20 protein-coding genes, 1 pseudogene and 1 riboswitch are annotated in these 20,948 nt (G+C 38.1%); of the genes and pseudogenes, 9 read left to right on the top strand and 12 right to left on the bottom strand.

Annotated elements, in window-relative coordinates; translation table 11 throughout:
* The first annotated feature begins 57 nt into the window (after positions 1 to 57).
* Together AA980_RS17845 and AA980_RS27880 are read left to right on the top strand one after the other, a co-directional pair.
* Positions 58 to 600, top strand: coding sequence for an ECF transporter S component (locus AA980_RS17845; protein WP_024028802.1), 543 nt, complete (start codon positions 58 to 60; stop codon positions 598 to 600).
* A gap of 119 nt (positions 601 to 719) precedes the next feature.
* Positions 720 to 862 (top strand): annotated as a pseudogene (locus tag AA980_RS27880) (helix-turn-helix transcriptional regulator); the annotation flags it as partial.
* 10 nt (positions 863 to 872) lie between these two features.
* Here the strand turns inward: AA980_RS27880 and AA980_RS17840 are convergent.
* Positions 873 to 1,580 carry a DNA alkylation repair protein gene (locus AA980_RS17840; RefSeq protein ID WP_024028801.1) on the bottom strand — a complete coding sequence of 236 codons (708 nt, stop codon included), beginning with the start codon at positions 1,578 to 1,580 and terminating at the stop codon, positions 873 to 875.
* A gap of 337 nt (positions 1,581 to 1,917) precedes the next feature.
* Between AA980_RS17840 and AA980_RS17835 the strand changes: the two genes are divergently transcribed.
* A complete protein-coding gene (locus AA980_RS17835; RefSeq protein ID WP_024028800.1) occupies positions 1,918 to 2,706 on the top strand; it encodes a Cof-type HAD-IIB family hydrolase in 789 nt (262 codons plus the stop codon).
* A gap of 391 nt (positions 2,707 to 3,097) precedes the next feature.
* Here the strand turns inward: AA980_RS17835 and AA980_RS17830 are convergent, their stop codons facing one another.
* The gene (locus AA980_RS17830; protein WP_024028799.1) at positions 3,098 to 4,468 is read right to left on the bottom strand and encodes an MFS transporter; all 1,371 of its coding nucleotides are present in this window, start codon (positions 4,466 to 4,468) and stop codon (positions 3,098 to 3,100) included.
* A gap of 234 nt (positions 4,469 to 4,702) precedes the next feature.
* On the opposite strand from AA980_RS17830, the gene AA980_RS17825 reads away from it, so the two are divergent.
* Positions 4,703 to 6,118, top strand: a complete 1,416-nt coding sequence (locus tag AA980_RS17825; RefSeq protein WP_024028798.1) for a PQQ-dependent sugar dehydrogenase — start codon at positions 4,703 to 4,705, stop codon at positions 6,116 to 6,118.
* Between the two features lie 79 nt (positions 6,119 to 6,197).
* On the opposite strand, the gene AA980_RS17820 is transcribed toward AA980_RS17825, so the two are convergent.
* Positions 6,198 to 6,950 (bottom strand): EAL domain-containing protein, encoded by a 753-nt coding sequence (locus tag AA980_RS17820; protein WP_235815156.1) that lies wholly within the window; start codon positions 6,948 to 6,950, stop codon positions 6,198 to 6,200.
* A 436-nt stretch (positions 6,951 to 7,386) separates the two neighbouring features.
* Here AA980_RS17820 and bacA point away from each other — a divergent pair, with 436 nt between their 5' ends.
* Positions 7,387 to 8,184 (top strand): undecaprenyl-diphosphate phosphatase, encoded by a 798-nt coding sequence (gene bacA / locus AA980_RS17815; protein ID WP_024028796.1) that lies wholly within the window; start codon positions 7,387 to 7,389, stop codon positions 8,182 to 8,184.
* 101 nt (positions 8,185 to 8,285) lie between these two features.
* Here the strand turns inward: bacA and AA980_RS17810 are convergent, their stop codons facing one another.
* From AA980_RS17810 to AA980_RS17795, 4 genes are all read right to left on the bottom strand, one after another.
* The gene (locus AA980_RS17810) at positions 8,286 to 11,315 is read right to left on the bottom strand and encodes an efflux RND transporter permease subunit (RefSeq protein ID WP_024028795.1); all 3,030 of its coding nucleotides are present in this window, start codon (positions 11,313 to 11,315) and stop codon (positions 8,286 to 8,288) included.
* Between the two features lie 377 nt (positions 11,316 to 11,692).
* Positions 11,693 to 12,490 carry a carbon-nitrogen hydrolase family protein gene (locus tag AA980_RS17805; protein WP_024028794.1) on the bottom strand — a complete coding sequence of 266 codons (798 nt, stop codon included), beginning with the start codon at positions 12,488 to 12,490 and terminating at the stop codon, positions 11,693 to 11,695.
* 208 nt (positions 12,491 to 12,698) lie between these two features.
* Positions 12,699 to 13,550, bottom strand: a complete 852-nt coding sequence (locus tag AA980_RS17800) for an MBL fold metallo-hydrolase (RefSeq protein ID WP_024028793.1) — start codon at positions 13,548 to 13,550, stop codon at positions 12,699 to 12,701.
* 75 nt (positions 13,551 to 13,625) lie between these two features.
* Positions 13,626 to 15,830: a methyl-accepting chemotaxis protein gene (locus AA980_RS17795; RefSeq protein WP_024028792.1), complete on the bottom strand. Its 2,205-nt coding sequence runs from the start codon at positions 15,828 to 15,830 to the stop codon at positions 13,626 to 13,628.
* A gap of 207 nt (positions 15,831 to 16,037) precedes the next feature.
* On the opposite strand from AA980_RS17795, the gene AA980_RS17790 reads away from it, so the two are divergent.
* From AA980_RS17790 to AA980_RS17780, 3 genes are all read left to right on the top strand, one after another.
* The gene (locus AA980_RS17790) at positions 16,038 to 16,412 is read left to right on the top strand and encodes a YkvA family protein (RefSeq protein ID WP_047771796.1); all 375 of its coding nucleotides are present in this window, start codon (positions 16,038 to 16,040) and stop codon (positions 16,410 to 16,412) included.
* Positions 16,413 to 16,497: 85 nt separating this feature from the next.
* Positions 16,498 to 16,596, top strand: a riboswitch (guanidine-I (ykkC/yxkD leader).
* A 66-nt stretch (positions 16,597 to 16,662) separates the two neighbouring features.
* A complete protein-coding gene (locus tag AA980_RS17785) occupies positions 16,663 to 17,004 on the top strand; it encodes a DMT family transporter (protein WP_024028790.1) in 342 nt (113 codons plus the stop codon).
* Positions 17,004 to 17,318 (top strand): DMT family transporter, encoded by a 315-nt coding sequence (locus AA980_RS17780; RefSeq protein ID WP_024028789.1) that lies wholly within the window; start codon positions 17,004 to 17,006, stop codon positions 17,316 to 17,318. Before AA980_RS17785 ends, AA980_RS17780 begins: the two co-directional genes overlap by 1 nt.
* A 734-nt stretch (positions 17,319 to 18,052) precedes the next feature.
* On the opposite strand, the gene AA980_RS17770 is transcribed toward AA980_RS17780, so the two are convergent.
* The 3 genes from AA980_RS17770 to AA980_RS17760 all read right to left on the bottom strand — a co-directional run bounded on the left by AA980_RS17770 (position 18,053) and on the right by AA980_RS17760 (position 19,399).
* On the bottom strand, positions 18,053 to 18,490 hold the full coding sequence (locus AA980_RS17770; RefSeq protein ID WP_024028787.1) for a GNAT family N-acetyltransferase: 438 nt from the start codon (positions 18,488 to 18,490) through the stop codon (positions 18,053 to 18,055).
* 159 nt (positions 18,491 to 18,649) lie between these two features.
* Positions 18,650 to 18,958 carry a hypothetical protein gene (locus AA980_RS17765; protein ID WP_024028786.1) on the bottom strand — a complete coding sequence of 103 codons (309 nt, stop codon included), beginning with the start codon at positions 18,956 to 18,958 and terminating at the stop codon, positions 18,650 to 18,652.
* 66 nt (positions 18,959 to 19,024) lie between these two features.
* Entirely contained in the window at positions 19,025 to 19,399 is a 375-nt protein-coding gene (locus tag AA980_RS17760) for a DUF5412 domain-containing protein (protein ID WP_024028785.1), read from the bottom strand.
* Between the two features lie 251 nt (positions 19,400 to 19,650).
* Between AA980_RS17760 and AA980_RS17755 the strand changes: the two genes are divergently transcribed.
* Complete coding sequence (locus AA980_RS17755; RefSeq protein ID WP_024028784.1) at positions 19,651 to 20,283, top strand: flavodoxin family protein; 633 nt, start codon at positions 19,651 to 19,653, stop codon at positions 20,281 to 20,283.
* Positions 20,284 to 20,475: 192 nt separating this feature from the next.
* Here the strand turns inward: AA980_RS17755 and AA980_RS17750 are convergent, their stop codons facing one another.
* Positions 20,476 to 20,682, bottom strand: coding sequence for a hypothetical protein (locus AA980_RS17750; RefSeq protein WP_024028783.1), 207 nt, complete (start codon positions 20,680 to 20,682; stop codon positions 20,476 to 20,478).
* Positions 20,683 to 20,710: 28 nt separating this feature from the next.
* The gene (locus AA980_RS17745; RefSeq protein WP_024028782.1) at positions 20,711 to 20,905 is read right to left on the bottom strand and encodes a DUF4177 domain-containing protein; all 195 of its coding nucleotides are present in this window, start codon (positions 20,903 to 20,905) and stop codon (positions 20,711 to 20,713) included.
* Between the last annotated feature and the right edge of the window lie 43 nt (positions 20,906 to 20,948).

Below are 20,948 nucleotides of genomic sequence, written 5' to 3'. Positions count from 1 at the left end.
GTCTTTATTAAGTATCTGATTGTATGATATTATTTTAAAGAAAGAAGAGGTTATCATATGAATTCAGCATACTCACCAATAGGAACAACTAAAACAAGAGCCATAGTCATCAATGCACTTTTCATCGCATTAACCCTTGTAGCCACCATGTTTATCAACATAAGGCTCCCAATAATGGGTAACGGAGGTTTAATCCATTTAGGTAACGTGCCTCTTTTTATAGCAGCCTTGGTTTACGGCAAAAAATCCGGAGCCATAGCAGGTGCTTTCGGAATGGGTTTCTTCGATCTTATCTCTGGCTGGGCACTATGGGCACCGTTTACATTTATCATCGTAGGTGCAATGGGCTTCTTAGCCGGACTTATTTCCGAAAAGGTACCCGGCAAAAGAGTCCTTGTTAACACACTGGCAGTTGCAACTGCACTGATCATAAAAGTCGTTGGCTACTATTTTACCGAAGTAATCCTTTACGGTAACTGGATACAGCCATTCGGCTCCATCCCTGGAAACATTATGCAGGTCGTAATAGCTGGTATCATTGTCGTACCTCTTGCAGGACGCTTTAAGAAAAGAATTGGACAGACAACAAATAGAAATTGATTGTTAATACAAAAAGTAACCAGCAACAAAAGGCAAAAAAGGAGGATAGATAAAATTTGCTTTATCTATCCTTCTTTGTACTTCATATGCCCCCATTTACTACAACAACATTAAAATTTACTATTATCAATGTTAATAATCTCGCAGAATTGACCGAAATAACAAATTGGCTACTTTCCCCAGATGGGATATCAAGGTCAGGGATGTGCCAGAAGAAGTCTTAGAAGGTTTACAAGAGAGATTATACTTATTTTGCCCATAAGTAGTGCCAGTTAACATCTTACATATTTGCGTTTGAAACCAAGTTTCCCTCGATCAATTTCTTTTTGAATACTTTCGTCAGCGTTTAGGAAACTGCTTTTTTTCTTGTCCCGTTTGACTTCTACTATGCCTACTTTCTTTGCGGTCTCGACTGCCTTTTCATGTAGCGGCACATAGGAAATCCCCACGGTATATAGAAAATTATTCATAGCGGATTTCGTTCGTTCTGGCGAATCATGAATCGTATTTTTCACCAGATCCAGCATAGTGGAAATCTTGCTTTCGGAAAATTCATGGTCTTTTCGATTCCCTAAAAGCCAGCAGTAACAACTCCAGCCCGCTGACATTCTCAGCTCGTCATCGCTTGCAATCCATTTATCAGCAACGTCCTGTGCAATATCTGACTCTGATAAAGTTACTGCCACGACATAATCGGACAGCATATAAAAATACGCCCCATCCATCCAACGATCAAAATCCGACTCAGTCATAGCTTTTGGGTCTGCAATAATTCCTGCAAAATACATTGCATCGTAGTTACCTGTGGAATAAAGCTCTTCAGCTAAACGTTGATTTATTTTTATTTTCTTTGCGATTGGTTTCATAGCACCTGTAGCTACCCCAAAAAGCGGCTCGTGTGCACCATTGGATATGTATATTTTTTTAGTTCGTTCCTTGCCAAGGACTTCAAGCTCCTGCATAACTGTTTCAAAATCCATAGTTTTTGCACTTCCTTCCCTAATTTATACCTATTTAATTGTAACCAACTAGATTATATTCTTAATCAAGACTTCATTACATCTCAATTTTATCATTAATCTTATTCAAATATTCTACTCCATAACCTAATATTCTTCTTCAACAAAGGCTCCGTTGCTCAAAAAGATGGCAGCTTGATGTTCAACTCTTACATCCGTTATTGGCATATTATTAATAACTTGCATAGTACCGTCCCTTGTTTCCCGATAAACTTCATTTAATCTGTACATTGCGTTTACAAGGCTTTAATATTCAGATGATAAGATTGGTTTACCAACGGATGAGGGGGCAGTATAAATGAAGGTACGTGCAGTATTTATTGATATGGATGGTACACTACTAAAATCCTCAAACAACATTTCCAGCCGAAATATGGAGGCCATTTATGGGCTCGTTAATCAGGGAGTCCAGGTTTTTCTGGCTACTGGCCGACATTATGAAGTAACCGCTCCCTACCATAAAGAAATTGGATTACGAACTCCAATGATCTGCTTGAATGGCGCCGCAATTCACGATGCAGAAACAGGAAGCGCTTTGCAAATGAAAACCGTCCAACTGAACGAAGAACGTTTCCACCATCTGACCACTGAAAATCCTTGTAATGTTATGATTCATACAGCAAGTGGGCTTTATTGTAAGGAAACAAATGAAGAAATCGATTATTGGACAAAAGTAGGGCAAATTCCGCCGCGTTATATTGGAGATTTAAGACAAGCAAATTACCAAGATGTTCTTAAATATAGTGTGCGAATAGGTGCACCAAGACCAGAACTATCCGCATTGTTTAAAAACGAAGCAGCAGTCATCAATTGGAATGACGGGTTTGAATTGGTTGCTCCTAATGTTTCCAAATGGTCTGCTATAAAAAGCTTACTTCGCACATTTCGAATTAGTCCAAGCGAAGTCGTCGCCATTGGAGACGGCCCCAATGATCTAGAGATGCTTCGTCATGTCGGTACGGGCGTGGCAATGGGGAACGCTAGTGAAGAGGTTAAAGCAGCAGCTGATTTTGTAACAGGACACCACGAAAATGATGGATTAGCTGAGTTTATAGAACGCTATCTTCATAAATCATATGCAGTTTAGAGTTATTTCAACATAACTTTTTGTAATAAAAAAATGACAGCTGTGGATCTATTTCGTTAGATACATACCTGTTATTTTTTTTTCGGATTTGGATCATATAAACGGAAAAACTCCCTTTATTATTAAGGAAAAATGGATATTTCCCAATTTAAACGGAATTTTTTCGTTTATTTTTCAAATACAGTGAAATCAACATTTACTTTTAATAGAGCCTTAACAAAAGAAGGGGTTATCATATGAATTCAGCATACTGATACCAAAGGGACGGTTCTCATGTTTTTCTTCATTTACTTTTCATGGTTAAGAAAAAGCACTAGAACCGTCCCCATGCTTCCCTAAAACTTAATCAACACCACATTGAGACTCGGGATAACGGAAAAAGAGAAATTTCCTATTGTTTACCTATTAAAGCTTTGCTCTTTGTAATGAAGACTATTCCCGGAATCATAATAACTGATACGATTAATAAGACGGAGGTCATTGAATTTTTATTCACATCATTTATTCCAGATGCAAACATCACACCATATAAACTAGAGGCAAGGATGTTCCCTATAAATCTAGATGTCATCAGTAAACCTGAAGCAATTCCACTTTGTTCTTTCATCACAATAGAGTAGAGAAGGTTTTGTGATCCTATGCTAAGTACCCCATTACTAATTCCAATAATTGCTAATATCATGAACAACCAGACTAGAGAGGAAGTATTATTGAAAGTTAGTAATAAACCAACACCTGCGATCCCCACTATGGCACCAAATATTAACGGAGTTCTGAATCCGATACTTTCTATCCAACGGGTCGCAATAGGCGTCATCATCATAGCAAATACAGAAATAGACAGCATCATTATTCCTGCTGTTTTGGAGTCAAGCATGAGCACATTTTGTAAATAAGTTGGCATGAAAAGAAGCATAGAGAAAAAAACAATCGTTGCTAATATATATTGAACATATATGAAGGAGACATTTAAATTTTTGGTTAAAAAACCAACATTGATAAATGGCTCTGTTCTCTTTTTTTCATAGTAATAAAATATAAGGGTAATCATGATTGACAGAATGAAGGTCCATATATTGAAACCTCTTTCCAATGATTGTAAAAAGACCATCCAACAAGACATGAGTGAACCAAACAAAATAATCCCGATAATATCCCATTTGTATGTTTTTTCGTCATTCTTTATGTCTTTGGGAATATATTTTAAAGCAAGTATTGCAGACATAATGATAACAGGAAAGTTAACATAAAAGATAATAGGCCATCCGCCATACTGAATTAATAATCCACTTATCGTTGGTCCAAATGCCGCTGAAGTGGTTGCAAATACAGCTAATGTAGCGATTACTCGATTTTGATTTTTACTAATATAAGCTCGAACCATCCCTATTCCGGCAGGATAAAGAGCGGATGTCCCGATTGCTTGTATTGTTCTCATTCCTACTAAAAACAACATATTTGGAGATAAAGGAGCCAAAAGAGAAGAAATAGAAACCAAAATCAATCCACATAGAAAGATCTTCCTCCTTCCGTAAAAGTCACTTAATTTACCAATTAGAGGTAAAAAAACAGCACTTACAATGAAATAGGAAGCAATTAACCAAGAAATATCTCCTGATGTAAGTAGAAACTCATTTTGGATAGCTGGCAATGCTACCGTAATCATCGTCGTATTTAAGGGATTTAAAATGACCCCTAGCGCAATTGCCACTATTAATAACCTTGGATTTTTAACTACAAATTCATTATGAATCACTGACATAAATTTTTATCTCCTATAGCTCAATATTTTTGATTAACTAACATTTTTTATTAATATAGTTTGTTCATTTTTTATTAAGATACCACAGGGACGGTTCTCATGGTCTGTTTTATTCACATTTCATGGTTAAGAAAAAGCACTAGAACCGTCCCCATGCTTCCAAGTTTGGTACTTATAGAACAGATCTTTTCATATTCTTATAGAAGAAAACAATATGAAGGGGTGGAAAGTTAGGTGAAAAAAGTTAAGGTTCGTTTACGGCCGATTGTAAGTAAGTTAAATTTACCCACTGTATTGAAAACTACTATCCTTCCAGGTGACTCAACTGAAAGCTTGTTTATTGCAACCCAGGTAGGAGAGATCTTTTACATAAAAAACTCAAGTTTAAGGAGTTTTTTAGATATTCGCCAGAGAATCATAAAACTAGGTACTTCTGAACCAGGTGTTTCTGGTGCGGGCTATGATGAACGGGGATTGTTAGGACTGGCATTTCATCCCGAATTTCAGTATAACGGTCTGTTTTATCTTCATTATTCAGTAGCTGGAACACAGGGTCCAGGAGCTCTTTCTGAAAAATTTAAGCCTAACCCATGTGATCCCGGAACCTTAAACCTAAGGTGGACAAATAGAGAAACTCAATATGATCATATTGATACAGTGGAAGAATGGATTCTCCAATCGAATGGGCAGCCGCAAAGACGACGGATATTACTTAACTTAAGAAGACCATTTTTCAATCATAATGGTGTCAATAGCTTAAACTTTTCACCTGAAACAGGAAAGCTTGTATTAACAACTGGAGATGGCGGAGCGGGCTATGATCATTTAAATTTAAGCCAGGACGATATGGAGATTGCCGGTAAGATAATTGAAATTGATGTAGATAAGAATACATCCATCAATAATCCACCTGTAGTCACACGTTTTAATGAACTGCCCGCACCTATTCAGGAAACGCTAACTGTAATGGCCAAAGGGGTCCGCAATATACCAGGTATTTCTTTTCAAAGGTTTTATCATCAGTATATCAAATATGTGGGAAATGTCGGGCAGGATCTGGCAGAGGCGATTTTTTCATTCGTTCATTATAAGCCAATACCGGTTCCCCAGCTCATTCAAGCTTCATCTGACCAAGAAGGATTGATTAACTTTGGCTGGCGCGGGTGGGAAGGTGCCTTTCCTACTTCGATTATAAAGGGCTGCTCTGAAAATCCGAATTTGGATGAGACAACCATTGTTTATTACAATGAAGCAGTAAAAACATCAGTGAGCCGTCTTCCGCCTTTAACTAGTTATTTTCATAAAGATCCCCGGCCCGATAAGTTTGGAGGAACTGCACTTACAGGAGTGCAAGCCTATATGGGGAATGGAATCCCCGATTTAACGGGGAGTGTTGTGTTTACCGATCTTGCGAGGCATGAAGAGTCCAGACCTCCGGTTAGAGGAGTTTTAGCTTATACGAGGGTTAGAACAGATGGTAAACTAGATGATTTTAGTGTGATTGAAACTGATTATAATTTTGGGTCCGGGTTAGCTTATTTTGTTAATTTGGGAACGAATCTGGATCAAACCAGACTATATTTGGGCGTTTACGGCTCTATGAAAGTGACTGATTTTAACCAAGGCACTGTGTTTGAAATTGCTCCATAGGGTCAGGGGGACAGGCACCTTGCCCTATAATTCATGGCGGGGGTGGCCAAGTTTGGACGAGGTGCCTGTCCCCGCACCCCTACATAGAATACTGCGGGATCTTCCCAGGTTTTATTTCCTTATGTGGTTTTCCAAGAGCATATCCTTGACCGTAATGGACACCGTGCTCACAAGTGAAAACCAGTTCTTCGATTCTTTCAATCCCTTCAGCTATTATTTCTGTCGAAGATTGTTTAGCATACTCAATGATTATTTTCACCAGCTGCTGCTGTTCTCGATTTTGATCAATATTTTGAATAAGTGACTTATCTAGTTTGATAAATTCTGGTTTTAAATAGATTAACGACTTTAAACTATTGTATCCAGAACCAACATCATCAATTGCAATCCGAAATCCTTGTGAACGGTAGTTTGCAAGGACTTTTTCAAAAAGTGCAACATCTGAAACAGCACTTCTCTCAGTCAATTCAAAAACGACCTGTTTCGGTTCAATCCCAAGTTTGGATAAGAGTTGGAGCGTTTCACCACTATGATAATTAGAATCGAGCAGGACATGTGGGTGAATGTTGATAAAAAGCAATGAGGTACTCGGGATCAAATTATCGTTCAATCTATCAATAAATCTTTTAAGCGAAAGGTTTCTACAGAAACATTCAAAAAGGAACACTTGATTAGATTGCCCGATAAATTCATAGAACTCTTCAGTGCTAGGAAATAACTTAGTTACAGCTGGACGATTTAACGCTTCATAAGCAATCGTTTCTCCTGACTTTAAATTTAGAATCGGCTGAAAGAACGTATTTAAAGCATTATTTCTTATGATTTTTTGCATTTCCTTCAACCTTTTAATATATAAAATCTCTTTCCTCCCTCTGTTGTTTAAGTGCTTTAAATATAAATAAAAAGGACTTTCCCCTGAAAAAATCTCGCTATTTTGACTGTCCATTCGCTGCACCCACTTATTTATCATCTACCTATATACTAATAATCCAATGTGAAAATGATGTAAATTTCACTTTGATTCTCTGTAAATTCTGCTATGGTGGCAAAAACACTAACATATAAGCAAATTTAATATTACATAATTTATCCAAATGGAAATGTTAATGTTAAACTTCTGTAAAATTTTTAGAAAAATGTTGTATTATGTAGCTTCAAATACTATAATTTGTAAGCATGTGTTCGAATTTTTGTAAAATCTGTCGAAAAAAATCTATATCTTCTTGATGTAAAGTATGTGACAACAAATGGAGGCTAAACGATAAACAATGAGCGAAAATATTATTGCTTTTATATTAGGAATCGTAGAAGGATTAACTGAATTCTTGCCGATCTCATCTACAGGGCACCTGATTTTAGTTGGTAATTTACTAGGGTTTGAAGGCGAAAAGGCTAATACGTTTGAAGTCATCATCCAACTTGGTTCTATGCTGGCTATTTTAGTATTATATTGGAAGCGATACCTTTCACTATTAAATTTCAGCACCATTGGAAAGCCAGAAAAGAAATTAGACGCTATTCACATCATCTTGGGCGTGTTACCCGCTGCATTAGTAGGCCTATTGCTGCATAACTTCATTAAAAATCAACTTTTTTCGCCTAATGTTGTGGTAGTCAGCCTTATAGCCGGCGCAATTTTGATGATATTTGCCGAAAAAAAACACGGGAAATTCGTTTCCTCTACAGTTGATGAACTGAGCTATAAACAAGCGCTAACGATTGGATTATTTCAATGCTTAGCCGTAATCCCTGGCTTTTCACGTGCCGGATCCACCATATCAGGGGGATTACTAGCTGGTGCCAATCATAAAACGGCTGCCGAATTTTCCTTTTTAGTCGCACTTCCGATTATGGTCGGTGCAACAGGATTGGATCTAATTAAAAGTTTACATTTCTTACATACGAGTGATATTCCTATGTTTGCAATCGGTTTTGTCACTGCATTTGTAGTAGCAATGTGTGTAGCAATCGTGTTCATTAAGGTACTAGCAAAGATTGGTCTAACCGTTTTTGCCTATTATCGAATTGCATTGGCTGCTCTATTCATTATATTTGTAATACTTTAAGTCCGGTCAATCAAACAAATTAAAAGCCTGTAATTGTTAATTAGTCAGAATTAACAATTACAGGCTTTTTTGTATCTAGGGACAGATTGTGATTCCAGACGCTACGCTGATTCCCTTTCAGTCATCTTCTTCGTTTTCTTCTGAGATAATCTTCCTTTTACCGAATGTAATACATGATACGTTGTCGGGACAACCACCAAGGTTAACAGGGTAGATGTCAGCAGCCCTGAAATAACAACAATCGCCAGCGATCGTGAAATTAATCCGCCATCACTTGAGAGTGCTAATGGCAGTAATGCACCGATTGTCGCGAGAGCGGTCATGAGAATCGGGCGGAGACGGGTTTTTCCAGCTTCAAGTAACGCGGCGCCCACCGCCATGCCCTTCTTCTCATTCTGCTTCACGCGCTCCATCAAGACAATCGCATTGGTGACGACAATACCGATTAACATCAGGAACCCAACCAAAGCCGGCATCCCAAGTGCTTGATTCGTCAGATATAATCCTAGCAATCCACCTGAAAATAAGAATGGCAGCGAAGATAGGATAGCTACTGGCATTAGCATATTCCCAAATGCGATCAACATCACGATAAACACTAGGACAACCGCAATGGCCATGGCAAGCATCATATTGGTAAACCCTTCATTCATCGCTTGCGCTTGACCTTCTGAATGATAGCTTATCCCCTTTGGTAAATCTAAGGTTTTTAGTCGTTTATCGACCTCTGCCTGCACACCTGAAGAATTATCCGTCGTGATCCGTCCGGAAATCTGCACATATGGCTGCTGATTTAAACGGTACAGCGCGGACGGACTTGGCGTTTTCGTCAGGGTAGCTACTTCTGAAAGGCTTACTTGCTGCCCCATCGGATTGGTCACTTTTTGACTCATAATATCATTGATGGTGCCCTCGGAAGTGCTATTCAATGACAAATTGACACTCGTTGTTTTTCCTTCAACTTGCATCTCAGCGACATGATCACCGGCAATAAGCTCTCTCACAAAGCCCGCAATCATGATCGGACTTAACCCTTTTTCTGCCGCTAGCTGATCATTGATTTTCAATTGGAGCTGTTCCTTGACTCCTGAGAGATTGGATTCCACATTTTCTAAGCCATCAATACCTTTAATTTTATCGGTAATCATTTTTCCGGCCGTCTCTAAATCTTCGGCATTCCCGCCCTCGACCATTAACGCTAAACCACTTGTTCCAACAATCCCAACAGGAGAAAGCGCCACCCGCATGGAAGCGTCCAATTTTTCTACTTTTGCTCTTACACTTTTTTCAAACTCATTTGTTTGCTCTTTTGTGACGCCATCGTTTAAATCGATGGAAAAACGAATATGCTCCCCGCTTACAATCGTTTGCGTATGTTTAATATCCTGTTCATTTTTCAAAATGTCTTCTACTTTAACCGCGAGCTTGTTTGCTTTCTCTAATGAAGTTCCAGCTGGTAAGTCACCTATTAAACGATAGGAGACTGCTTTTTCCTGCGGTAAGAAATTCTGCGGGATCAATGGGGCTAATGCCAACGAACCGGCAAACAAGATAATCGCTAACACAATCGTAACAGCCCGTTTCGTTAAAACCCATGATAATACATGTCTATAAGCTTTTTCAAAAAGCGTTTCTTTTACCTCTTGGTGCTTGATCCGCAGTAAAAATAATTTGGCCAACAATGGCACCACGGTTAACGACACGATTAAGGAAAACGCAAGTGCGACAATGACCGTGATCCCAAACGGAGCAAAGAACTTGCCAACAATCCCGGGAACAAAGGAAAGCGGCCCGAATACGGCAATCGTCGTCAGGGTGGAAGAGGTAATCGCCCCACCTACTTCTTTGGCTGCTGTCAGCACCAATCTTTCATCACGCTTCGGGCTTGATAAGGTTCGCCGGTAAACATTTTCAATGACGACAATCGAATCATCAATCACCCGTCCGACGGCGACAGCAATTCCAGCAAGGGTCATCATGTTTAAGCTATAGTCCAAATATTTTAATGTAATCATCGAGGCTAATATCGATAACGGGATGGACAGAACGGCAACAATCGTTGCTCTTATATTACGAAGGAATAAGAACGTGACGATAACAGCAAATAATGTGCCAAGCAATACTTCCCGCAACATCCCATCAACAGATGTTTTTACTTCTTTTGATGTGTCAAATAGCTTTGTTAATTTGTAGCCGGCAGGAAGATCTAATGCATCTAGCTTTTCCTTTGCCTGCTCCACTACTTCCACTGTATTAGAGCCGGGAATTGCTAACATTTCTACTAGAACGGCTGGCTTTTCGTTCAAGCGAGTGTAGACCGTTTCCTTTTTGTTGCTATAATTAACGGTCGCGACATCTGACAAGCTTAGTTTTTTCATTCCAGCAGGTCCCTGAGCCAAAATTTGAACTTTTTTAACATCCTCAACTGAATTCAGCTTGAAATCAGCTTGCACATTGAAGGTTTTATCTTCAACATTTACCTGCCCCGCCGGGAATGAAAAATTGTGCGCTAAAAGCGTTTGCTTGACTGTCTCATACGTGATTCCATTCTGCTTCATTTTTTCCGGATCGAGTTTGATTGCCACTTCCTTTTCTGTCTCACCGGAAATATCAATGCTTCCCGCTCCATCGATTCCTGTCAAAGCCGGCTTGATCCGCTCATTGATAAATTGGGTCATGTCCGATTGATTGGCAGTTTCAGACGAAAGAGCAAAAGTAAATACGGGTGCTGCCGATGGGCCGTCCTTTAGGATTGCAGGCTTTTCTGCACCTGCTGGCAGCTTGATGGAAGCGACGGCCGTTGTGACATCCTTTTCCGCTTCGTCCATATTCTTACTCATATTAAATTCAAGAATCCCTACGACGACATTACTATGTGCTTCAATATACAAATTATCTAGCTTCTTTATCCCCGACAATGCCGATTCTAATGGCTTACCAATATCCTCTAATCCTTGGTCAGGCGTGGCTCCAATATAAGGAACCTGGACGACAATATACGGAATGTCGACATTCGGCATTGACTCCATCTTCATCGTTTTGACTGAATAAATCCCCCCGGCAATCACCATTAACATGGCAATAAAAATAACCCCTGCATTCTTTAGTGAAAATTTAATCCATGATCTCATTACTCTCTTCCCCTCCGATAATAGCTACTCTTTTTTTCCATTCCCCTGTGTTTTTCATGTTTTAGTTTTGACTTCTGGATAATCCTACCTGCTTATTATAAGTTTTCCATTTCATAATCAGCATCGGGCAGTTGGTGTAATATCACCTACGACCTCAGACCTATAATTTCCCAGCTAAATCTAGTTTAATTCCCCCGAACCCTACTTTATAGTGACAAATGTCATATCTTTTGGAAGCATAGGGACGGTTCTTATGTTTTTTTGGGTTTCTTTTGCATTGGAGATTGCCAGGAGAGTGGGGATTTGCCCCCGAAAAAAAAGAGTTTAGCTGTAAACAAGCTAAACTCTTCTACAAATCTCGGGACCTGCCAAGCAGGCTATAAGCGGTAAAACTCCGGCTTCCGGTTCTTTACACTCGGAAGTTTTTCTCTTACACGGCGGATTCGATCTATGTCAATATCGGAAACAATTAACGTTTCTTCTTCGCCTGCGCTTGCTAGTATCACACCCATTGGATCGACCATGACACTGCGACCGGAGAAAATATCGCCAACGAGGTTTGCACCAAAGACGAACATCGTATTTTCAATTGCCCGCGCACGAATAAGCGTTTGCCAATGGTCCTCTTTCATCGGTCCCGCTACCCAACCGGCAGGAACAAACAGGATATCTGCTCCTTGAAGGGCAAATTGTCTGGCAATCTCGGGGAATCGCAGTTCGTAGCACACCATTAAACCGATTTTTCCAAACTCTGTTTCTACTATCTTGTATTGATTATCCCCTGGAATAATCGTCTCAGACTCATGATAACTAAAGGCATCGTATAAATGCGTTTTGCGATAAGAATGAACGAGCTCTCCTGAACGATCAATAAATACAGTTGTGTTATAGGCACGTTTTTGGTCATCTGGTTTTGATTCATACAGGCCGCAAATGACATAGATTTCGTTTACACGGGCTGCCTCCTTTAGGGCAGCAACAAACGGACCATCCAACGGTTCAGCTGCATCAACCGGCGATACACCAGACTTAGGGGTAGCCAGCGCCATATAAAATTCCGGGATGATAACAAAATCTGCCCCCACCCCTTTTGCTTTTGCAATGTACTGTATCGCCTTTTCTAAATTAGCAGTTTTATCAACACTTGTGGATAATTGTGCAATCGCTACTCTCATGTAACTAAGTTCCTCCTAAAATGACAGTTTTCATTTATTTTAATCTATTATCGTGCTGTTTGGCGAACTCTTTACATGATTAATAATTTTCTAAAAATAACACCTATGTAGAACGGTCGTTGTACAAATTCAACAATCCGCAAAAACACCGACACTTGCGATTGCTCAACCAAAATCTAAAGAAAGGGAGGACAGGAATCGTGTCCTCTCACTCCCCATACCCATTCACAAAAAACTCAATTGTCTCCGCCTCAAATTCATTTAACTCTCTTTGAAGCTCCTTCGACATTTCTGCCACAATCGCCTTTTGGTCTCCAATAAATTTTTCTGTTAAGTTTGCGGCACTTTTCAGCACGTAAAGCATGGATTGGAATTCTTTTTTCGTTAATGGCGCTTCATGATGAGAAAGGAAAAAGGTCTCAGCCTCATATGTTTCAATTTGCTCGATTAAACGCCGCGTTTTCTCAATCGTGTAGCTCCATTTTTTCGAATAAAGATTTGCATACAAACAATCGCCAAGAAACAGCACTTTTTCCTCAGGTATGTGAATCACACAGGAGTCTGCGGAATGGTCCCCGCCGACATGTTCAATTATACCGGTCACGCCGCCAAGGTTGATTGTCAGTCGATTGTCGAATATGATTGCTGGCGTAGTGAGAGTGATTTCACGCTGATTACCAAGCTCTTTTTTGATTGCATCCGCACAGAACGGAATTTCCGTCCCCTCATTCACTCGCTGATCAAGGAATTCATCTTCCCATGACAGCGTCTGCAGCTCTTTGATTTTCTCTTCTGTTTTGTTATAAGCGATGGCGGGCATGGGCATATCACTCATGCCAAAGACATGGTCCCAGTGCCAATGTGTAAGAACAAGAAGGTCGCCCCTAATGTGAAGTTCCTCCAATTGCGCCAAAAACAGCTGTGCATGACTGGAAGAGTTCCCCGCATCAATGAGTAATGTCCGTTCCTCCCCCACTACTGCTGCTAAAATAGGCCGATCGGTTTCTTGATACGGCGGCAAATAAACGATGCGTTCTGAAGTTTTTTGAAGTTTTTGCATGACTAGTCTCCTTCTCGATAATTAGTGTCATCATAATATCAAATTCTAGGAAGAAGGAGAAGGGCACGCTCTGAATTACCTGATTTTATCAATTTGTGTATTTACTTCTGTAACGGATTGGACAACTTCAACTACTTCTCTGCTTTGTGTCTCGATACTGGCATTCAATTCCTCCGTTTGTTTCAGAACATTTTCTACTTCTAGTTTTATTTCCTGCCCATATTCGGCTTGTTTATTCATTGCCGTTTTCATTTGTTGAACCATCTCTTTAATACTGTTAATATTCCTCACAATCTCTTCTGAAATATGGGCCTGTTCTTTCGTCGTATATGTAACAGAGTTGGACTGATTTGCTACATTTTCGACGGCTGCTACGATGGCAGTCCCTCCCCTGGCTTGTTCAGTAGTAGCAATTGCAATTTGTTGTACCTGGTCTTTAATATTAAAGATCTCTTTTACAATTTCCTCCGCAGTAATGGATTGTTCTTTAGTGGAATACGTCATGGCCGAAGCTCGCTTGGTCACATTCTCCACCGTGGATGTTATATTTTCGCTATTTCTTGTTTGGTGTTCCGTAGCCTTCGCAATTTGGTTCATTTCCTCTGTTACTTTTGCAATACCTTCAGTAATTTTCTTGATGGCTTGTTTCGTTTTATTCGCCAATTGGTTTCCTATTTCAACCTTGTTTGCCTCTTCTTGAATGGTTGTTACAGCAACCGCAGTTTCAGCTTGAATTCCGTTAACAAGGAAAGCAATTTCCTTTGTAGCTTGTGTGGAACGTTCTGCCAATTTCCGGACTTCACCTGCCACAACAGCGAATCCTCTTCCATGGTCTCCAGCACGTGCTGCTTCAATCGCAGCATTGAGTGCTAACAGGTTAGTTTGTTCTGCAATATCATCAATGACTTTGACAATACCGCCGATTTCTTCCGATCGCTTTCCTAAACTTACCATCATATCGCTAGTTTGGATAATAACCTGGGATATTTCCTTCATTCCATTCAATGTTTCATTGAGAGAATTCGTACCTTCTAGCGCATCATTTTTAACAGAGGTACTAAGGATATTAACTGTTTTCGCACTGTCCGCTACTTGTTTAATAGAAACAATCATGTCATCAATGATATGTGATGCTTGTTCGGCCTGAACCTGTAAGTCGTTGGAATGTTCATTTACACCCTTTATGGATCCGCTCATTTCCTCAATCGCTGCCGAGAGTTGATCTACACCTGCACTGGCATTATTTACATTAGAAGCGACTTGTTCGATGGAGCTCATCATTTCTTGAATAGCAGAAGATGTTTCCATTGTGGAGGTGGATAAATGATTGGCACTTCCTGCAACCAAGTTAACAGAGGCACTCATTTGTTCTACCGCAGCAGAGATTTCACCCACACTTGCCGATGTTTCATTGGTATTCCCTGCCACTTGATGAATGGACGCAACCAGCTCACTTACCGAATGGTTTGCGTTATTCATTGAAGTATCTAACTCTCCTGAACTATAAACTGTTCGATCAATTGATTTTTTTATCTCAGCAATTGAATTCGTAGTGCTCTCAACATTTTTGATAACCCCTAAAACAGACCTTCTAATGATTCTAGTAATTAAAAATGCTACTAATATACTAAAAAGAGCTAAAATAACGGAAACAATAATCATTTGTTTGATAGCATTCGCTGAGCTCTGCTCTGCATCCTTGATGACTGATTGTGTTTCCTTTTGAATACCTTTTTGCAGCTGATCTAGAGCTAGGTTTGTTTTTTCGCCAAGTGGCGTTAATACTTCCATCTGTTTTTGCAGCCCAGCCTGATTTCCGGTTAACGAATTTGCTATGAACTTCGGAATTGCAGCAGTGTATTCCTTAAAGTCATCATTAAAGTTTGTTAATAACTTTTTATCTTCTGGTTGATTTGCGTACATTTCCATTTCCGCTATATGTATTCTGACTTTTTTGATGTCACTATGTACAATATTCGCCATGTTTGACTTTTCCTCAACATTTTGTTCAAAAGCATGCTTGGTCGTATAAAGACTTATTCTAGTCACTTCCTCTTTTAAGTTTCCGATCAATTCACCCGCAGGCACCTTGGACGTTCCTAACCCGTGCAATTGAGTATTTAGGTGGTTTATGTTCTGATAGGAAACAAACGTAATCGAAGCGAAGAACAAAATGATGATGACATAACTTCCCCATAATTTCATCCCAATAGATACTTTCATATATCTATTTCTTAGTGCTTTCCACAATGTTCCGACTGATATCTTCTTAGACCCCATGTTTTACCTACTCTCTGTTGACTTTATAATAAAAATATACACCTTTGGACCTAGTGAATTACCTTATTTCATTAAATTTTACAATAGTTTAACAATAGCAGAATCAAATGAATGGACTTGAAATGGATTAGACTAAAAGAGGGTAAATAGTAACTAGAGGGTAATATAGTTTTATCCTGCCAAATAAGTTAATTAAGGAGGCATTTCATGATGAAAACTAATTTTTTCAACCCAGAGGATGATCAACATCAATATAATAGAGAAAAAAATGAGAAATACGTAAAAAAGGGTTTTTGGGCTAAAACAAAAAGGATTGCCGGAAAAGTGCCTTTCGTGAAGGATAGTGTAGCCATGTATTATTGTGCGATTGATCAAAAAACTCCATTATGGGTAAAAGGCGTGGCCTTGGCAGCATTAGCTTACGTGATCAATCCATTTGACGTAATCCCCGATACTATACCAATTTTAGGATTTACAGATGATGCCACAGCCATTTTTGCGGCGTTCAAAACGTTAGATAAATATATTACGAAGGAACATAAAAAGAAAGCTGAAGAAGCAATGTTAGGTCTTAATGGTTAATGGAAAACGAACCAGTTACAAGCTCTTTAAGGCTAATATTGACTATGATTCAAAAATGTGTATACTATTAAAGTAATTGCATAAATCGAATGTTTTCTAGGGTTCCGCTACAGTTAGTGTTGGTCTGGTCCGAGAGAAAACTCACAGCCATGCTGTGTCACGGAAGGATAAAAGCCTGGGAGAAACTGTTAACAGTTATCTTCCAGGCTTTTTTGTTTTTAGAGTAAAATAAAATTGGAGGTGTGTTCGAATGAATACAGACTGGATTAAAGTATTTATTGCGGCTCTATTTGAAGTATTTTGGGTTATTGGATTGAAACACGCAGATGACTTTTGGAGTTGGACTGGAACGATTATATCCATCATCATCAGCTTCTATGTAATGATTATGGCGGGACGAAAACTTCCCGTAGGAACTGTATATGCCGTTTTTGTGGGATTAGGTACAGCAGGAACTGTTCTTTCAGAAATTCTATTCTATGGCGAACCATTTAAAGTGGAAAAGGTACTCTTAATTTTACTTTTATTAGCAGGAGTAATTGGCTTGAAATTAGTTACAAACGATACTGTTCAGAAAGGAGACGAATCCTAATGGCATGGATTTCTTTAATCTTAGCAGGTTTTTGTGAAATGTTTGGTGTTGCTATGATAAATAAATTGCATATGGACCGTAATTGGCAATCATTCATTCTATTATTACTAGGGTTTGGGGCAAGCTTTTTATTTCTTGCTTATGCAATGAATTCACTCCCTATGGGAACAGCTTATGCAATTTGGACAGGAATTGGTGCATCTGGCGGAGCGATATTAGGAATGCTTTTATATGGCGAATCAAAGGACTGGAAAAGGTTAATTTTCATAGCTATGGTTTTATGTGCTGCAATAGGTCTGAAACTCGTCTCATAAAAAGGAGTATTTAGATTGTATTATGAAGAAAATAAGCTGCATTTAGTATCCTGATTCGGACTATTTGCAGCTTTTTTAGTTTGTTCACCGTTAGGTCAATAAGCGAGATGAATTAGGTGCAAAAAGTGATCATCATTATTAACGCCTTATTCCTCATAATCTGTACGTAGAGGTGAAGCATATAGATTAATAAATAATATGTAAACAGGAAACAGAATGACCGACCCATAAATCAGAAGGCTAAATCTCGGAAAAAGTGTTACTCCTGCATTAATAGGAAAAACAACAGGGAAAAAAGAGAAAAAAAGAATAAAATATGGTGCCCACAAAAGGAGTGACAAATAGCTGTATTTTCTACCTATAGTCCATTTTTTTGTTAAGAAAATGAATAAAATTGTCGAAAGTAGAAGTCCAATAACATTAATAACAGCAATTACACAATAAACATTATCCCATTCCCATCCAGTTAACGTACTAATATGAGATACATTTACTATTAGTTCGATTGCTATAAACAACGCTACAGCGTATAAGGCACTAATAGTATTTAACTTTATAAAAAACTTCATCATTTACCTCCATAATTAAGAAACTGCAACACTTCTGAGTTAAGTTCTTTATTCAATTATAATCATTCTTAAAGTAACTTGCCCTGTTAGTGCAACAAGAAAAGACCGCCGCAGCGATCATATCATCCTTAACAAAAGCCCCCGTTAATGAAATAAGTTAGTTTCTTATAACTGCAAACTCATAGTAATTGTCCTAATGGTAAATCCCAATTTTTCATACAGTTTAATTGCTTGATTCCCCGCAAATGCACTTAGACGGATTTCTGAATATCCATCTTGTTTTAGATGGTCAATACCTGCCCTCATTAACAGTTTGGAAATCCCATTCCCTCTAAATTCTTCTATAACAAATAGTTCGTAAATAAATCCATTCATCATATCAGTAAATTGGTCTTTGCTAGCCCCTATAAGAATCCAGCCCATTAATTTATCGTTTTCTGTTGCTATTAAATAATAGCTTCCCTTTTCCAAAAGTGGTTTAACAAGTTGGTCAATTTTTTCTTTTGTAGGTTCTACTTCACCTAATGTGCCATCATAAACAGCTTGTGGAGAAAGAGATAATACCTTTTTTAGTTCAAAATTGTTAGGTTTTCTAATATCCATTAATTGAATCAGTCCTTTAATTTCCTTTTATTCAGTTTAGTATTACATCCCAATAATTCTCTGCTAAAGGCTATTATTAACTTGAATTCTTCTTGTACTAACCTGCCCCGTCTAGTCGAATAAGACACTTTGGAACTAAGTGCTGAAAATTATGAAAAATTACTTCCTGAGTAAACCATATATATAGTAAATAACATAAATTGGTACATTTACAACCAACAAAGAGGCAATTAAAGATAACAGATTTATTGACATAGGATTTTCCCAGGGAGAAGAAATAGACATAACATAAGGAAATGGTGGGTCATAGCTGGATAGGTCTTGATTAACAAAAGAAAACGGAAAACCAAATGCAGCATTTTTTAGATCATCATAATTGCTTACGAAATTTTTGCTGAAAAATGGTGACAGTAAGACTAAAAGGTTTGCTATTAAAAATAAAAGGACTAAAAATTTCCTCTTAATCATCAAACTTTATCTCCTTTCCACTAGCCCAAATATTACTTTTTCTTTCAATAAAATAATTTTTAATAATTATTTTATCCCACTTCTATAATCATAGGTTTCATTAGGTAACATCAGTTCCACGTTATTTATAATCACTGTATTGTCATCTATCCATTCTATTTTTGCGTTTTCCTCTCTATATTGCCAATATATTTTCTTCGATCTTTTATTTTCTTTATTAAAGACTAATTCTCCCAAAACTGCATACGAAACTGTTGCACCACCATTAGATAGATATGCATTTATCGTATATGTACCATTTGGAGAAGTAGATTGGTTGATTAATTCATCTTTAAATCGGCTCCAATCAAAGAAAACCCAATACACTCCATATGCAATAATTCCTGCAAATAACAGTCCCAAAATAAGTAACACTTTAAGTATTGATATTTTACTTTTCATTGTAATCTCCTTAATTTTATTTAGCATTATAAACATTCTATGTATATAGATATTCTATGTATAATAATATAATTAAGTATAAAATTTTTCAATAAATTTCATCAACTTATTCTTAAACTACCCTTTTGTTCAAGAAGAGATATTATTTAAGACTATTGCGGTTTTGTTCGAGGAATCGTTTTGCAGTCTAGTTTTATAAAAAATTCTCAGGGTATAGAAATACTATTACCATGACCTAAGGAGATGTATCAATGAGCATTAAAGCGCTAGTTTTAAATTGCAGTTTGAAAGACAGCACACAGCAATCCAATACCCGTGCGCTGATTAACGAGATTGTAAAAATTTTTGATGAAAACAGAGCAGAGACGGAAGTGCTCAGGATGGCTGATTATAATATCGGCCTTGGAATTACCCATGAGGCAGTGAATGATAAGGATCAATGGCCAGAGATTTTTGAAAAAGTGAAGCAGGCGGATATCCTTTTGCTTGGCTCACCGATTTGGCTTGGCGAACAGAGCAGTCTGGCCACTTTGGTTGTAGAAAGATTGTATGGTGGAAGCAGTCTTACGAACGATAAAGGCCAGTACATTTACTATAACAAAGTGGGCGGAGTGGTTGTGACCGGGAATGAAGACGGTGGGAAAAACGTCTCAAGCTACCTAATTTACGCATTGTCGCATATTGGATTTACGATTCCTCCAAATGTGGATACCTATTGGGTGGGAGAAGCGGGCCCTGGTCCATCCTTTATTGAGGCAAACGGGAAAGAGAACGATTTTACGATGCAACACGCAAAAATAACTGCTTACAATTTACTGCATTTTGCCCGGTTGCTGAAAGAGTATCCGATTCCGGCAGAAGGAAATGTGATTGAAAGTCCATAGTAGGGTGCTTGAAAAGTTTGAATTTAAAACTCAAATAACATGCTAAACTAGCAGTCCGATTCAAATAGAATTGGATTGCTTCTTTTTTTGAAAATACTGTACGGGATTGTTTAGAAGTTGTTTCATCAGGTAGCCAAGCCTTCTAAATGGCAGCTAGATTTTCAACTATGTACCTGTTACTTGAATAGCAGTTTAACCTTTTAATTTTAAAGTTAACTTTAAAGACGGAATTAATAAAAACATAAACCCGACAAAAGAAATCGCTGCAAGTGATTTAGCGATGATTGAATCTTGATTAATAAAAACGAATATATCTACAATTAAAATCGCTGTGATTATTATTTGAGATATTATCAAGCCAATTTTTTCATCACTTTTATTTGACTTTTTTTTTGCCAAAATTATTCCCCCTTCAAATCTAAATTAATTAAATGGTAGTTTTATTTTCTTTCATAAACGTATAATACACAGCAGTTGTTGTACCAGAAATTTGTTCAGTAAAAGCTGAAACTATCTTCCATCCATTTTTTCCATACTCATTTAATAGGTCGTCCTTTTTAATGGTAGTCTTTAAAAAACCTTTACTCTCGATTTTAACTGTTTCATATTCATATGTACTCATAATAATTCCCCCTTATTTTATATATACGTTGAATCTAATGGAA

It is taken from the genome of Neobacillus vireti, assembly GCF_001026695.1.
GTDB classification, from domain to species: domain Bacteria; phylum Bacillota; class Bacilli; order Bacillales; family Cytobacillaceae; genus Neobacillus; species Neobacillus vireti.
This window is presented reverse-complemented; position numbering and strand designations above follow the sequence as displayed.